This window comes from Streptomyces sp. NPDC087859 (genome assembly GCF_044742595.1).
GTDB lineage: Bacteria > Actinomycetota > Actinomycetes > Streptomycetales > Streptomycetaceae > Streptomyces > Streptomyces canus_F.
In genome coordinates, this window is the sequence record NZ_JBIUUU010000020.1 from 1 (window position 1) to 13,940 (window position 13,940).

The window sequence follows — 13,940 nt, forward strand, 5'->3', positions numbered from 1 at the left end:
AAACGCCCGGTTACATTCCGAACCCGGAAGCTAAGCCTTACAGCGCCGATGGTACTGCAGGGGGGACCCTGTGGGAGAGTAGGACACCGCCGAACTCCTTTTATAGCTCTGGCTCTTGGGCATACCGCCCAGGAGCCAGAGCTTTTTTGCGTTGAGGTAGGGTCAGGGGGCATCGTTGGCACGTTTCCCACAGGAGGCCCCCGGGTGGAGGTCCAGGAGACTCGCGTCCAGACGGAACGAGTCCTCACCATCCCCAACATCCTCAGCATGGCGCGCCTGGTCGGCGTGCCTGTCTTCCTGTGGCTGATTCTCAGGCCCGAGTTCGGAGGTCCCGAGAGTGACGGCTGGGCGCTTCTGGTGCTGGCCTTCAGCGGAGTCAGCGACTACCTGGACGGCAAGCTCGCGCGGCGTTGGAACCAGATCAGCAGCCTCGGCCGGCTCCTGGATCCCGCGGCAGACCGGCTCTACATTCTCTCGACTTTGGTCGGGCTCACCTGGCGTGAGATTCTTCCAATCTGGTTGACCGCTGTACTTCTGGCGCGTGAGCTGGTCCTGCTGGTGATGGTGGGTATCCTCAGGCGCCACGGCTATCCGCCTCCGCAGGTGAACTTCCTTGGCAAGGCGGCCACGTTCAACCTGATGTACGCCTTCCCGCTCCTGCTGCTCAGTGACGGAAGTGGCTGGCTCCCGTCACTCGCTGCTATTTTCGGATGGGCGTTCGCCGGATGGGGTACAACCCTGTACTGGTGGGCAGGAGTCCTCTACGTGGTACAAGTCCGCCGCCTCGTCCGTGCGGACACCATGGCCGATTGAACCGATAGGCGCTGCCGACAGTGGCTCGATGGCCCGCGGCGAGAAAGTGCGGGACAATCAGTGCGGGTGAAGTCGGCTAGACCGTCGTCTTTTAGAGGAGGACGCTTCCGACATGAAGGCCGTCGTGATGGCCGGAGGTGAAGGCACACGCCTTCGCCCTATGACCTCAAGCATGCCCAAGCCGCTCCTGCCGGTGGTGAACCGCCCGATCATGGAGCACGTGCTACGGCTGCTCAAAAGGCATGGTCTCAACGAGACCGTCGTAACTGTCCAGTTCCTGGCCTCTCTGGTCAAGAACTACTTCGGTGACGGCGAAGAGCTCGGGATGGAGCTCTCCTATGCCAATGAGGAGAAGCCACTCGGTACCGCCGGAAGCGTCAAGAACGCCGAAGAGGCGTTGAAGGACGATGCTTTCCTTGTTATCTCCGGCGATGCCCTGACCGACTTCGACCTCACCGAGCTGATCAATTTCCACAAGGAGAAGGGCGCGCTGGTCACTGTCTGTCTGACGCGCGTGCCCAATCCTCTGGAATTCGGCATCACCATCGTCGACGAGGAAGGAAAGGTCGAGCGTTTCCTCGAGAAGCCGACCTGGGGCCAGGTTTTCTCCGACACGGTGAACACCGGTATCTATGTGATGGAGCCCGAAGTCTTCGACTACGTCGAAGCCGATGTGCCCGTCGACTGGTCCGGCGATGTCTTCCCGCAGCTGATGAAGGAAGGCAAGCCGATCTACGGCTTCGTGGCCGAGGGGTACTGGGAGGACGTCGGCACCCACGAGAGCTATGTGAAGGCGCAGGCCGATGTCCTGGAGGGCAAGGTCGACGTCGAGATCGACGGCTTTGAGCTCTCGCCCGGCGTGTGGGTGGCCGAGGGTGCCGAGGTGCATCCGGATGCCGTTCTCCGGGGCCCCCTCTACATCGGGGACTACGCCAAGGTCGAGGCGGGCGCCGAAATCCGGGAACACACCGTCGTGGGCTCCAACGTGGTCGTGAAGAGCGGGGCGTTCCTGCACAAGGCGGTCGTGCACGACAACGTGTACGTCGGGCAGCAGAGCAATCTCCGGGGTTGTGTCGTCGGCAAGAACACCGACGTCATGCGCGCTGCCCGGATCGAGGACGGCGCCGTCATCGGCGACGAGTGCCTCATCGGTGAAGAATCGATCGTGCAGGGCAATGTAAAGGTCTACCCGTTCAAGACCATCGAGGCCGGCGCCTTCGTCAACACCTCGGTCATCTGGGAGTCCAGGGGCCAGGCGCATCTGTTCGGCGCCCGTGGGGTGTCCGGCATCCTGAACGTGGAGATCACGCCCGAACTCGCCGTACGCCTCGCCGGCGCCTATGCGACGACGTTGAAGAAGGGCTCCACCGTCACCACGGCCCGTGACCACTCCCGTGGTGCTCGTGCGCTGAAGCGGGCGGTCATCTCCGCGCTGCAGGCCAGCGCCATCGACGTACGGGACCTGGAGAACGTACCGCTGCCCGTTGCCCGGCAGCAGACCGCGCGGGGCAGCGCGGGCGGGATCATGATCCGGACCACGCCCGGGGTGCCGGACTCCGTCGACATCATGTTCTTCGACGGGCGCGGTGCCGACCTGTCGCAGGGCAGTCAGCGGAAGCTGGACCGGGTGTTCGCGCGGCAGGAGTACCGACGTGCGTTCCCCGGTGAGATCGGGGATCTGCACTTCCCGGCCAGTGTCTTCGATTCGTACACCGGATCGCTGCTGCGGAATGTCGATACGACGGGGATCGCCGAGTCCGGTCTGAAGGTCGTCGTCGACGCGTCGAACGGCAGTGCCGGGCTTGTGCTGCCCAGTCTGCTCGGGAAGCTCGGCGTGGACTCGCTGACCGTCAATCCCGGTCTGGACGAGTCGCGGCCGACGGAGACGGCGGATGTGCGGCGGTCGGGACTGGTGCGGCTCGGTGAGATCGTGGCTTCGTCGCGGGCCGCGTTCGGTGTGCGCTTCGACCCGGTCGGCGAGCGGCTGTCGCTGGTCGACGAGAAGGGGCGGATCATCGAGGACGATCGGGCGCTGCTCGTCATGCTCGATCTCGTGGCGGCGGAGCGTCGTAGCGGACGGGTGGCGCTTCCGGTGACCACCACGAGGATCGCCGAGCAGGTGGCGGCCTATCACGGCACGCAGGTGGAGTGGACGACCACGTCGCCCGACGACCTGACCCGGGTCGGGCGGGACGATTCGACCATTTTCGGCGGTGATGGCAAGGGTGCCTTCATCGTGCCGGAGTTCAGCAGTGTCTTTGACGGTACGGCGGCGTTCGTGCGGCTCATCGGGCTGGTGGCGCGGACGCAGCTGACCCTCAGCCAGATCGATGCGCGGATTCCGCGGGCGCATGTGCTCAAGCGGGATCTGGCGACTCCGTGGGCGGTCAAGGGGCTTGTGATGCGGCGGGTCGTGGAGGCCGCCGGGGATCGCTTTGTCGACACGACTGATGGTGTGCGGGTCGTGGAGACCGACGGGCGGTGGGTGATGGTGCTGCCCGACCCCGCCGAGGCCGTCACCCATTTGTGGGCGGAAGGACCGGACGACGCGTCCGCGCAGGCGCTGCTCGACGAGTGGGCGGCGGTCGTGGACAGCGCCGGCCGCTGAAAGACGCAGCACGCGTGCGTGCCGGACAGGTGTCCCCAAGGGGGCCTGTCCGGCACGGCGGTGGGGCCATTCGGAGGTAGCGGGCGCGACGTGCGACGATGTGCGGCATGCCGCAGCAGCCCCCCGTTCGGAGCGCCCCTACGCGCCCCTCTCGCCCGGACGCGTCCATGTCGCTGCTCACCAACGTCATGGACCACAGCCTCGACGACGGGTACGCGGAGGCGGCCGCCCGGAAGAAGGCGGCGGGCGACAGCGGAATGCCGAAGACGCTCCGGGCGAAGCTCGGGCTGGCCGGTGGGCTGGTACTCGCCGCGCTGGTCGTGACCGTCGGGGCGGCGCAGGCGCGGGTCGCGGCGCCCGTCGTGGCCAAGGAGCGCGAGGAGCTCATCGACCGCATCGACCGTGAGACGGACGCGGCGGACAAGCTCGAGGACAGTGTCGACGAGTTGCGCGACGACGTGAGCGCGCGCCAGCGACAGGCGCTCAGGGACAGCGGCGGCACCGGCCAGGCGGATCTGGTGGGCATTCTGTCGGGGGCCACCGCGGTGCACGGCCCCGGTGTGAAGCTGGTCGTGAACGACGCCAAGGAAGCCACCACCGGCGGCGACGGCGGCCCGCGCGAGACCTCCGGGTTCTCCGACACCGGGCGGGTGCGGGACCGGGACATGCAGCGCGTGGTCAACGGACTGTGGGAGTCGGGCGCCGAGGCCATCTCCATCAACGGGCAGCGGCTGACCGCGCTGTCGGCGATCAGGGCCGCGGGTGACGCGATACTGGTCGACAACAGGCCGCTGGTACCGCCGTACACGGTGCTCGCGGTGGGGGACGGGCAGCGGCTGAGCACCAAGTTCCAGAACAGCGCCGACGGGCTGTATCTGCACGCCCTGCAGGAGAACTACGGCGTCCGGACGAGCATCTCCACGGAGGGTGACCTCCGGCTGCCGGCGGCGCCGAGTGTGATCGTACGTACAGCACAGCCGAACATCGAGAAAAGTGAGAAGGGCACATCGTGATCGCCGTACTGGGCCTCGTCGTGGGAGTCGTGGCCGGCCTGTTGGTCCGGCCCGAGGTTCCGGCGGTCGTCGAGCCTTATCTGCCGATCGCCGTCGTGGCGGCACTGGATGCCGTCTTCGGCGGGCTGCGGGCCATGCTCGACGGCATCTTCGACGACAAGGTCTTCGTGGTGTCGTTCCTGTCCAACGTGGTCGTCGCGGCGCTCATCGTGTTCCTGGGCGACAAGTTGGGCGTGGGAGCGCAGCTGTCCACGGGTGTCGTGGTCGTCCTCGGCATCCGCATCTTCTCCAACGCCGCGGCTATCCGCCGACACGTGTTCCGGGCGTGAGGCCGATGAGCAACCAGGACGAGCCGTCGGAGAACAGGCTGCGCAAGGAGCTGCCCGCGGAGGTGCCCTCGACGGACGCCGAGGCCGCCGAACCGGCCGGGGAGCAGGAATCCGGGCTCACCGGCCGCCAGCGGCTGGCCCAGGGCCTGTGGCCGCCGCGGGTGACGCGGGCCCAACTCATCGTCGCCCTGCTGCTGTTCGGCCTCGGCTTCGGTCTGGCCGTGCAGGTGGCGTCGAACAGTGACGGTGACAGCGCGCTGCGCGGTGCGCGTCAGGAAGATCTTGTTCGCATCCTCGATGAACTGGATGACCGTACTCAGCGTCTTGAAGACGAGAAGGCGGGCCTCGAGAAGCAGCGTGACGAGCTGGAGAACAGCTCGGACCAGGCCGAGGAGGCCCGCAAGCAGACGCTGGAGAAGGAGAGGCAGCTCGGGATCCTGGCGGGCACGGTGGCCGCGCAGGGGCCCGGCATCACGATGACCATCGACGACACGAAGGGGACGGTCGAGGCGGACATGCTGCTCGACGCGATCCAGGAGCTGCGTGCGGCGGGCGCCGAGGCGATCCAGGTGAACGGCGTACGCGTGGTCGCGAGCACCTATCTGACCGACTCGGGCAACAGCGTGAGCGTCGACGGGAACAAGATCAACGCTCCCTATCGTTTCAAGGTCATCGGCAAGCCGCAGGATCTCGAACCAGCGCTCAACATTCCTGGAGGCGTGGTGCAGACTCTTGAGAAGGAGCAGGCCACCGTTACCGTCGAGCGGTCGACCAAGATCGTCGTGGACGCCTTGCGAGCGGCGAAGCTGCCTGACTACGCTCGGTCGTCCTCCCAGTGAACCGCGGGTGCATGGGCGGCGTCCGGCCAGGGCATGAGGTTGCGGGGGGTCGGCGCACCGATTGGGTGGTGCGTGGTGGAAACTGTCAGGTGGATACGGACGTTGTGAGGATGTCCGGGTCGGCCGGTGTATGCAATCAGGGTTCGTCCTGCCCCACGGGCGGGTCTGTTTCGGTCAAGGGGAATCGCCCGTGAAGTTGTTTGCGAAGTTGTTCGGCAAGAGCGCGCGAGAGGGTAGCGACAACGCGAACGCGACCGCTCGTCATCGCGCACAGCCAGACGCGGAGGGCCAGCGCCCGCTGTTCCGGGATCAGCTGGGCGGCGACGTTCCCGGAGGTCAGGGCGCGCCGTCTGTTGACCCTGCGCAGTCCGGCGGCATAGGTTTCGGGCAACCGTCAACCTCAAGTACGGGTGGAGAGTTTTCCATGTCGGCCCTGGTGTGTACGAGGTGCGGTAACCGCAACGCGGAGAACAGCCGCTTCTGCTCCAACTGTGGTGCGCCGCTGCGGGGTACACCCGAGCGTCCGTCGGAGACGACCTCCACGATCTCCATCTCCGGTCTCGAGGCCTACGACGCCGAGGTCACCGGGCAGACGCAGATGCCCATGCTCTCCCCGGAGGCACAGGCGGCCGTCGACGCGCTGCCGCTGGGCTCCGCGCTCCTGGTGGTGCGCCGCGGGCCGAACTCGGGCAGCCGCTTCCTGCTGGACGGTGAGCTGACCACGGCCGGACGTCATCCGCAGAGCGACATCTTCCTGGACGACGTGACGGTGTCGCGCCGGCATGTGGAGTTCCGTCGTCAGCCGGACGGTTCGTTCACCGTCGCCGATGTGGGCAGCCTCAACGGCACGTACGTCAACCGTGAGCGGATCGACTCGGTGCCGCTGCACAACGGCGACGAGGTGCAGATCGGCAAGTACCGGCTGGTCTTCTACGCGAGCCAGCGGGGCTACTGACCCGCCCCCGGGCTCCGTCCGGGGGTACACCCCCAGGGAAGGTCCATGCTTCAAACACCGAGCGGCGGTGCCCGGGACGGTGCCGCCGCCGCGGACAGTGGGCTGATGAGCATCGGCACGGTGCTGAACGCGCTGCGTGACGAGTTCCCCGAAGTCACCATCTCCAAGATCCGCTTCCTGGAGTCGGAGGGGCTCATCGAGCCGCGGCGGACCCCCTCGGGGTATCGCAAGTTCAGCCCGGAGGATGTCGAGCGCCTCGCACACGTGCTGAGGATGCAGCGGGACCACTATCTGCCGCTCAAAGTGATCCGGGAGCACCTGGACGCGATGGGGCGGGGCGAGGCCGTCGCGCTGCCCGTCGTGGGGCGTCAGCGGGACGGTGAGGCGCTGCCCGACACCTTCGAGGCGCCCACCGCCGTACGGATCGGGCGGGCCGAGCTGCTCGTCGCAGCCGACATCGGCGAGCGGGAGCTCGAGGAGTGGGAGTCGTACGGGTTGATCGCCGCGCTGCCGGACGGGGCGTACGACGCCGAGACGGTCACGGTGGCGGCGCTCGTCCTCGAGCTGGGGCGGTTCGGGATCGAGCCGAGGCATCTGCGGGTGATGAAGGCCGCCGCCGACCGGGAGGCCGGCCTGGTGGACCAGGTGGTGGCCCCGTTGAGGCGGCACCGCAATCCGCAGACGCGGGCGCACGCGGAAGCCCGTACGAAGGAACTGGCGGGGCTCACGGTGAAACTGCATGCGGCGCTGGTGCAGACCGCCCTCGGTGTGCGGCTGCCCTGAGGGCCTCGCACTCCGGATCCGTCCCCCCGTTTCCTGCCCGACTACCCAAACGTCCCGGGCACGGCCTAGGGTTGCTGTGTGAACGAGCTCGATGTCGTAGGTGTCCGGGTCGAAATGCCCTCCAACCAACCGATCGTGCTCCTGCGTGAAGTGGGAGGCGACCGCTACCTCCCGATCTGGATCGGGCCGGGGGAGGCGACGGCGATCGCCTTCGCCCAGCAGGGCATGGCCCCCGCACGACCGCTGACCCACGACCTGTTCAAGGACGTGCTGGAAGCCGTCGGTCAGGAGCTCACCGAAGTACGCATCACGGATCTGCGTGAGGGCGTCTTCTACGCGGAGCTGGTCTTCGCCAGCGGAGTCGAGGTGAGTGCCCGGCCTTCCGATGCCATAGCGCTGGCGCTGCGCACCGGGACGCCGATCTACGGGAGCGACGGTGTGCTCGACGACGCGGGCATCGCCATCCCGGACGAGCAGGAGGACGAAGTGGAGAAGTTCCGCGAGTTCCTCGACCAGATCTCCCCCGAGGACTTCGGCACCAGCAGCCAGTGAGGCATGGCCGGGCTCGCGGCCTGAGACGGGGCGGCCGTGTCCGGTGACCACTGAAATGCCGGTATTTGCCAGCGGCGAGTGAGAGCGTCCTGCGGCCCGTCCCGAGCGCATTCGGCTAGCCTTTCCCCGCGGTGGGGTACGGGAAACCACTCCTAGGGTGATTATCACTCGGCGTGCCGAGTGTGGCGATCGTTGACGCACCCCGGGCGACTGCCTACCGTCGAGAAGGCAGGTCAAGGACGGAGGTCGGCGTGAGAAGCAGCGGCGACGGTACGGCTGGGGGTGCTCCCGGACGCAGTCTGGGGGCGAGCGGCCCGTACCCGCTTCACAGCAGCGCGGCCGACCACGCTCCGCAGCGACCGGCGGTCGTGCCGAGCAGCGGCGGAGGGGCGACGTCCATGGCGTCCGAGGAGATCGGCTACCGCGGTCCGACGGCCTGTGCGGCCGCAGGCATCACCTACCGGCAATTGGACTACTGGGCGCGCACCGGGCTCGTGGAGCCGAGCGTGCGGCCCGCCCACGGGTCGGGGACGCAGCGCCTCTACAGCTTCCGGGACGTCGTCGTCCTGAAGATCGTCAAACGGTTCCTCGACACCGGGGTGTCGCTGCAGAACATCCGCACCGCCGTGCTGCACCTGCGTGAGCGCGGCTTCCGGGACCTGGAGCGCATGACGCTCATGAGCGACGGCGCCACGGTCTACGAGTGCACCTCGCCGGACGAGGTCCATGCGCTGCTCCAGGGCGGTCAGGGGATCTTCGGCATCGCCGTGGGCGTCGTGTGGCGGGACGTCGAGAGCGCGCTGTCGCAGCTGCACGGGGAGCGGATCGACACCGGGGAGACCCTTGTAGGGCACAACCCGGCGGACGAGCTGGCGCGGCGGCGCAACCGGGCGGTCTGAGGGCCGCTCCACGCCTGCGCCGGGGCATTGTCAGTGGCGTAGGGCAGCATCGGACATGTGAGAACCGCGCCCACGATCCTGCATCTCGACATGGATGCCTTCTTCGCCTCGGCGGAGCAGGCGTCCAAGCCGAGCCTGCGAGGGAAGGCCGTCGTGGTGGGCGGGCTCGGGCCGCGTGGGGTGGTGGCCACGGCGTCGTACGAGGCCCGGGTGTTCGGTGTGCATTCCGCGATGCCCATGGCCCAGGCACGGCGGCTGGCGCCGAACGCCGCGTACCTCGTGCCGCGCTTCGGGTTCTACCGGTCGATCAGTGAGCAGGTGATGGGGCTGCTGCGGGCGCTGTCGCCGCTTGTGGAGCCGCTCAGCCTCGACGAGGCGTTCGTGGATCTGGAGGCCGGGGGAACGGCCTGGGACGAGGAGTCGGCGCGGCTGGCCGGGGGGAAGCTGCGCGCCGACATACGGGCCGTCACGGGGCTCACGGGGTCGGTGGGGCTCGCCGCGTCCAAGATGCTCGCGAAGATCGCCTCCGAGCAGGCCAAGCCGGACGGGCTGGTGCTGATCGAGCCGGGGACCGAGCGGGCGCTGTTGGGGCCCAAGTCGGTGCGGATCCTGCCAGGGGTGGGGCCGGCGACGGGGGACCATCTGCGGCGGGCCGGTATCCACACGGTCGACGAGATCGCGGAGGCGGGGGAGGACGAGCTCGTACGGCTGTTGGGCAAGGCCCATGGGCACGGGCTGTACGCGATGGCGATGGCGTACGACGAGCGGCCCGTGGTGGCCGAGCGGGAGACCAAGTCCGTGTCGGTCGAGGACACGTACGACGTGGACATCCATGACCGGCTGCGGGTGGGGCTGGAGGTGCAGCGGCTGGCGGATCGGTGTGTGCGGAGGTTGCGGGGGGCCGGGCTGTCGGGGCGGACCATCGTGCTGAAGGTGCGGCGGTACGACTTCTCCACGTTGACGCGGTCCGAGACGTTGCGGGGGCCGACCGATGACGTGGCGGTGGTGCGGGAGGCCGCGGCGCGGTTGCTGGACTCCGTGGACACGACGGGTGGGGTGCGGTTGCTGGGGGTCGGGGTGAGCGGGCTTGCCGACTACACGCAGGAGGATCTTTTCGCCCAGGCCGCGGGGGAGCGCGCCGAGCTTACGGAGGAGGAACAGCGGGACGAGGTGGCCGAGGAGTCGCCGGTGGTTCCCGTCGAGCGGCGGTGGGTCTCGGGGCACGATGTGCGGCATGACGAGTTCGGGCACGGGTGGGTGCAGGGGAGCGGGCTGGGGAGGGTGACCGTGAGGTTCGAGACGCCGGATTCCGAGCCGGGGCGGGTGCGGACGTTTTCGGTGGAGGATCCCGCGTTGGTGGTGGCTGAGCCGTTGCCGTTGGTGCCGGTCGTGTGTGCGGGTGGCCCCGGCGGGGGCTGAGTGCCGTCTCCCCCGCCTGTCGTGCGCCGCTGTCTCAGGCTTCCGCGTCCTCCGTGCCTGCCAGCCTGCCGAAGTCCCGGTCCGGGAAGGGGGGTGCTGGGGCCACATCCAGGCCGTAGTGGTGGTAGAGCTGGAGTTCCTGGTCGGGGGAGAGGTGACGGCCTACGCCGAAGTCCGGCGCGTCCTTGATCAGGGCTCGTTCGAAGGGGACCCGGAGGCTGCCCTCGCGGAGTTCGCTGGGCTCCAGGGGGACGAAGGCGTCCCTGCTGAAGAGGCCGGTGCGTATGGCCGCCCATTCCGGTACGCCGGTGGCGTCGTCGAGGTAGACCTCGTCGATCGTGCCGATCTTGGTGCCGTTGCGGTCGAAGGCCTTGCGGCCGATCAGGTTCCGGGGATCGATATCGGTCTGCACGGGCCCTCCACTAGGTCGCGGCTCGCAGCTCATCCGTAAGCACTACGAAAGAGCACATTGGGGGAGGTGGCCACTCGAGGGGATCTCGAGGGATCCGCGTCGGCCTCGCTGCTAGGCTGACAAGCGGCTGCCGACCCTGTGCGGGAGAGTCCTCCGGACACCGTTCGGAGGCGCCGAAGGAGCAAATCCTCCCCGGAATCTCTCAGGCACACGTACCGCATGGACGAGGCCACTCTGGAAAGCAGGGCGGGAGTACGGCTTCCGCTCTCACCGACGGTGAAAGCCGGGAGCCCTCGGGCCCCCGGTGAAGCTCTCAGGTTGAGATGACAGAGGGGGAGGCCGTCCGGGTACCCGTGCCGTGGTGCCCCTCGCAGGTCGTGACAGACCAGGAGGCCTCCGTAATGACCGCCCACCGCACTCCGCTCACCGAACTCGAGCAGGGGATCCCCTTCGAGCAGCGCCACATAGGGCCCGACCAGGAGGCGCGGGCCAAGATGCTCGCGCACGTCGGCTATGGCTCGCTGGACGAACTCACCGCCGCCGCGGTGCCGGATGTGATCAAGAACGCCGATGACCTCGACCTGCCCGGTGCTCGCACCGAGGCCGAGGTGCTGACCGAGCTTCGCTCGCTCGCCGATCGGAACCAGGTGCTCGGCTCCATGATCGGGCTCGGGTACTACGGGACTTTCACGCCGCCCGTCATCCTGCGCAATGTCATGGAGAACCCGGCCTGGTACACCGCCTACACGCCGTACCAGCCCGAGATCTCTCAGGGACGGCTCGAGGCTCTGCTGAACTTCCAGACCATGGTCGCCGAGCTGACCGGACTGCCCACCTCCGGTGCTTCGCTGCTCGACGAGGGCACGGCGGCCGCCGAGGCGATGTCCCTGTCCCGGCGCATGGGCAAGAACAAGAAGGGGCTGTTCCTGGTCGACGCGGACGCCCTTCCGCAGACCATCGCCGTGATCGAGACCCGTGCCGAGCCGACCGGTGTGGAGGTCGTGGTCGCCGACCTCAGCGACGGCATTCCGGCCGACGTCGCCGGTCGTGAGATCAACGGCGTGCTCGTCCAGTACCCCGGCGCCTCCGGTGCCGTACGGGACATTCAGCCTCTGATCGAGCAGGCGCACGAGCTCGGAGCACTGGTCACCGTCGCCGCGGATCTGCTCGCGCTGACGCTGCTGAAGTCGCCCGGTGAGCTCGGGGCCGACATCGCGGTCGGCACCACACAGCGCTTCGGTGTGCCGATGGGCTTCGGCGGGCCGCACGCCGGCTACATGGCGGTGCGTGAGAAGTTCGCGCGCAGCCTGCCCGGGCGGCTCGTGGGTGTGTCCGTGGACGCCGACGGGCACAAGGCGTACCGGCTGGCCCTGCAGACCCGTGAGCAGCACATCCGCCGGGAGAAGGCGACCAGCAACATCTGTACCGCGCAGGTGCTGCTCGCCGTGATGGCTGGGATGTACGCCGTCTACCACGGGCCCGAGGGGCTGAAGGACATCGCGCGGCGGACCCACCGCTACGCGGGCATCCTCGCCGCGGGGCTCACCGCCGGTGGTGTCGAGGTCGTGCACGGCGCCTACTTCGACACGGTGACCGCCCGGGTGCCGGGCAGGGCCGCCGAGGTCGTCGCCGCCGCGCGCGAGAACGGCGTCAACCTGCACCTCGTGGACGCCGACCGGGTCTCCGCCTCCTGCGACGAGACGACCACGCGGGCCCAGCTGAGCGTCGTATGGTCGGCGTTCGGGGTCGAGGGCGACGTCGAGGCGCTCGACGCCGTCACCGAGGACGCCGTGCCGGCCGCGCTGCTGCGCAGCGACGAGTTCCTCGCGCACCCGGTCTTCCACCAGTACCGCTCCGAGACGGCGATGCTGCGCTACCTGCGCAGGCTCGCCGACCGGGACTACGCGCTCGACCGCGGCATGATCCCGCTGGGCTCCTGCACCATGAAGCTCAACGCGACCACCGAGATGGAGCCGGTCACCTGGCCCGAGTTCGGGCAGCTGCACCCCTTCGCGCCCGCCGAGCAGGCGCAGGGCTATCTCACGCTCATCCGTGAGCTGGAGGAGCGCCTCGCCGAGGTCACCGGATACGACAAGGTGTCATTGCAGCCCAACGCCGGGTCGCAGGGTGAGCTGGCCGGACTGCTCGCCGTACGCGGATACCACCGGGCCAACGGTGACGAGCAGCGGACCGTGTGTCTGATCCCGTCCTCCGCCCACGGGACCAACGCCGCGAGCGCGGTCATGGCCGGGATGAAGGTCGTCGTCGTGAAGACCGCCGAGGACGGCGAGATCGACGTCGAGGATCTGCGGGCGAAGATCGAGCAGTACCGCGACGAACTGTCGGTGCTGATGATCACGTACCCGTCGACGCACGGTGTGTTCGAGGAGCACGTCGCCGACATCTGTGCGCAGGTGCACGAGGCCGGCGGGCAGGTGTACGTCGACGGTGCCAACCTCAACGCCCTGGTGGGGCTCGCCAAGCCGGGCCACTTCGGCGGGGACGTCTCCCACCTGAACCTGCACAAGACCTTCTGCATCCCGCACGGCGGTGGCGGTCCGGGCGTCGGGCCGGTCGGTGTGCGTGCGCATCTGGCGCCGTATCTGCCCAACCATCCGCTGCAGCCGGCCGCCGGGCCGGAGACGGGTGTCGGGCCGATCTCGGCCGCGCCGTGGGGGTCCGCGGGGATACTGCCGATCTCGTGGACGTACGTCCGGCTCATGGGCGGTGAGGGGCTCAAGCGCGCCACGCAGGTGGCGGTCCTCGGTGCCAACTACATCGCCAAGCGGCTCGAACCGCACTACCCCGTGCTCTACACCGGCCCTGGAGGGCTGGTCGCGCACGAGTGCATCATCGATCTGCGGCCGCTGACCAAGGCGACCGGAGTGAGCGTCGACGATGTCGCCAAGCGGCTCATCGACTACGGGTTCCACGCGCCGACGATGTCGTTCCCCGTGGCGGGCACGCTGATGATCGAGCCGACCGAGTCCGAGGACCTGATCGAGCTCGACCGGTTCTGCGACGCGATGATCGCGATCCGCGGGGAGATCGAGAAGGTCGGCGCCGGCGAGTGGCCCGCGGACGACAACCCGCTGCGGAACGCGCCGCACACCGCCCGGGCGCTCGGCGGGGAGTGGGAGCACGCGTACACGCGCGAAGAGGCCGTGTTCCCGGCCGGGGTGTCGGTCTCGGACAAGTACTGGCCGCCGGTGCGCCGGATCGACCAGGCCTTCGGTGACCGGAATCTGGTGTGCTCCTGCCCGCCGATGGACGCCTACGAGGACTGAGCCGGTTGTGGAGATGGGCCCCGCTTTCGGC

Annotated in this window: 12 protein-coding genes, 1 rRNA gene and 1 riboswitch; of the genes, 12 read left to right on the forward strand and 1 reads right to left on the reverse strand. The window is 68.4% G+C overall.

Features of this window, described 5'->3' with window-relative positions; genetic code table 11:
* From rrf to ACIOHP_RS38635, 11 genes are all read left to right on the forward strand, one after another.
* A 5S ribosomal RNA gene (rrf, locus tag ACIOHP_RS38585) occupies positions 1–95 on the forward strand; the annotation flags it as partial.
* Between the two features lie 109 nt (positions 96–204).
* Positions 205–813, forward strand: coding sequence for a CDP-alcohol phosphatidyltransferase family protein (locus ACIOHP_RS38590; protein ID WP_401894775.1), 609 nt, complete (start codon positions 205–207; stop codon positions 811–813).
* A gap of 112 nt (positions 814–925) precedes the next feature.
* Positions 926–3,421, forward strand: coding sequence for a mannose-1-phosphate guanyltransferase (locus ACIOHP_RS38595; protein WP_361547277.1), 2,496 nt, complete (start codon positions 926–928; stop codon positions 3,419–3,421).
* A gap of 167 nt (positions 3,422–3,588) precedes the next feature.
* Positions 3,589–4,434 (forward strand): DUF881 domain-containing protein, encoded by an 846-nt coding sequence (locus ACIOHP_RS38600; RefSeq protein WP_401894777.1) that lies wholly within the window; start codon positions 3,589–3,591, stop codon positions 4,432–4,434.
* Positions 4,431–4,763, forward strand: a complete 333-nt coding sequence (locus ACIOHP_RS38605; protein WP_003988855.1) for a small basic family protein — start codon at positions 4,431–4,433, stop codon at positions 4,761–4,763. Before ACIOHP_RS38600 ends, ACIOHP_RS38605 begins: the two co-directional genes overlap by 4 nt.
* A 5-nt stretch (positions 4,764–4,768) precedes the next feature.
* Positions 4,769–5,602, forward strand: coding sequence for a DUF881 domain-containing protein (locus tag ACIOHP_RS38610; RefSeq protein WP_361547283.1), 834 nt, complete (start codon positions 4,769–4,771; stop codon positions 5,600–5,602).
* Positions 5,603–5,663: 61 nt separating this feature from the next.
* The gene (locus ACIOHP_RS38615) at positions 5,664–6,557 is read left to right on the forward strand and encodes an FHA domain-containing protein (protein WP_095046465.1); all 894 of its coding nucleotides are present in this window, start codon (positions 5,664–5,666) and stop codon (positions 6,555–6,557) included.
* A gap of 45 nt (positions 6,558–6,602) precedes the next feature.
* On the forward strand, positions 6,603–7,340 hold the full coding sequence (locus ACIOHP_RS38620) for a MerR family transcriptional regulator (protein WP_361493633.1): 738 nt from the start codon (positions 6,603–6,605) through the stop codon (positions 7,338–7,340).
* Between the two features lie 78 nt (positions 7,341–7,418).
* Positions 7,419–7,892 carry a bifunctional nuclease family protein gene (locus tag ACIOHP_RS38625; protein ID WP_004002801.1) on the forward strand — a complete coding sequence of 158 codons (474 nt, stop codon included), beginning with the start codon at positions 7,419–7,421 and terminating at the stop codon, positions 7,890–7,892.
* A 251-nt stretch (positions 7,893–8,143) separates the two neighbouring features.
* The gene (locus ACIOHP_RS38630) at positions 8,144–8,791 is read left to right on the forward strand and encodes a MerR family transcriptional regulator (RefSeq protein ID WP_095046464.1); all 648 of its coding nucleotides are present in this window, start codon (positions 8,144–8,146) and stop codon (positions 8,789–8,791) included.
* A gap of 57 nt (positions 8,792–8,848) precedes the next feature.
* The gene (locus ACIOHP_RS38635) at positions 8,849–10,210 is read left to right on the forward strand and encodes a DNA polymerase IV (RefSeq protein ID WP_401894781.1); all 1,362 of its coding nucleotides are present in this window, start codon (positions 8,849–8,851) and stop codon (positions 10,208–10,210) included.
* A gap of 34 nt (positions 10,211–10,244) precedes the next feature.
* Here the strand turns inward: ACIOHP_RS38635 and ACIOHP_RS38640 are convergent, their stop codons facing one another.
* Positions 10,245–10,622 (reverse strand): PRC-barrel domain-containing protein, encoded by a 378-nt coding sequence (locus tag ACIOHP_RS38640; protein ID WP_361547294.1) that lies wholly within the window; start codon positions 10,620–10,622, stop codon positions 10,245–10,247.
* 131 nt (positions 10,623–10,753) lie between these two features.
* Positions 10,754–10,850: riboswitch (glycine riboswitch) on the forward strand.
* A 173-nt stretch (positions 10,851–11,023) separates the two neighbouring features.
* On the opposite strand from ACIOHP_RS38640, the gene gcvP reads away from it, so the two are divergent.
* Positions 11,024–13,909 carry an aminomethyl-transferring glycine dehydrogenase gene (gene gcvP / locus ACIOHP_RS38645; RefSeq protein ID WP_401894783.1) on the forward strand — a complete coding sequence of 962 codons (2,886 nt, stop codon included), beginning with the start codon at positions 11,024–11,026 and terminating at the stop codon, positions 13,907–13,909.
* The last annotated feature ends 31 nt before the right edge of the window (positions 13,910–13,940 follow it).

What these genes read in the sequence shown, in the direction of transcription:
- ACIOHP_RS38600 (WP_401894777.1), top strand. Translation starts at nt 3,589, where the DNA reads ATGTCGCTGCTCACCAACGTCATGGACCACAGCCTCGACGACGGGTAC.
- ACIOHP_RS38610 (WP_361547283.1), top strand. Translation starts at nt 4,769, where the DNA reads ATGAGCAACCAGGACGAGCCGTCGGAGAACAGGCTGCGCAAGGAGCTG.
- ACIOHP_RS38595 (WP_361547277.1), top strand. Translation starts at nt 926, where the DNA reads ATGAAGGCCGTCGTGATGGCCGGAGGTGAAGGCACACGCCTTCGCCCT.
- ACIOHP_RS38620 (WP_361493633.1), top strand. Translation starts at nt 6,603, where the DNA reads ATGCTTCAAACACCGAGCGGCGGTGCCCGGGACGGTGCCGCCGCCGCG.
- gcvP (WP_401894783.1), top strand. Translation starts at nt 11,024, where the DNA reads ATGACCGCCCACCGCACTCCGCTCACCGAACTCGAGCAGGGGATCCCC.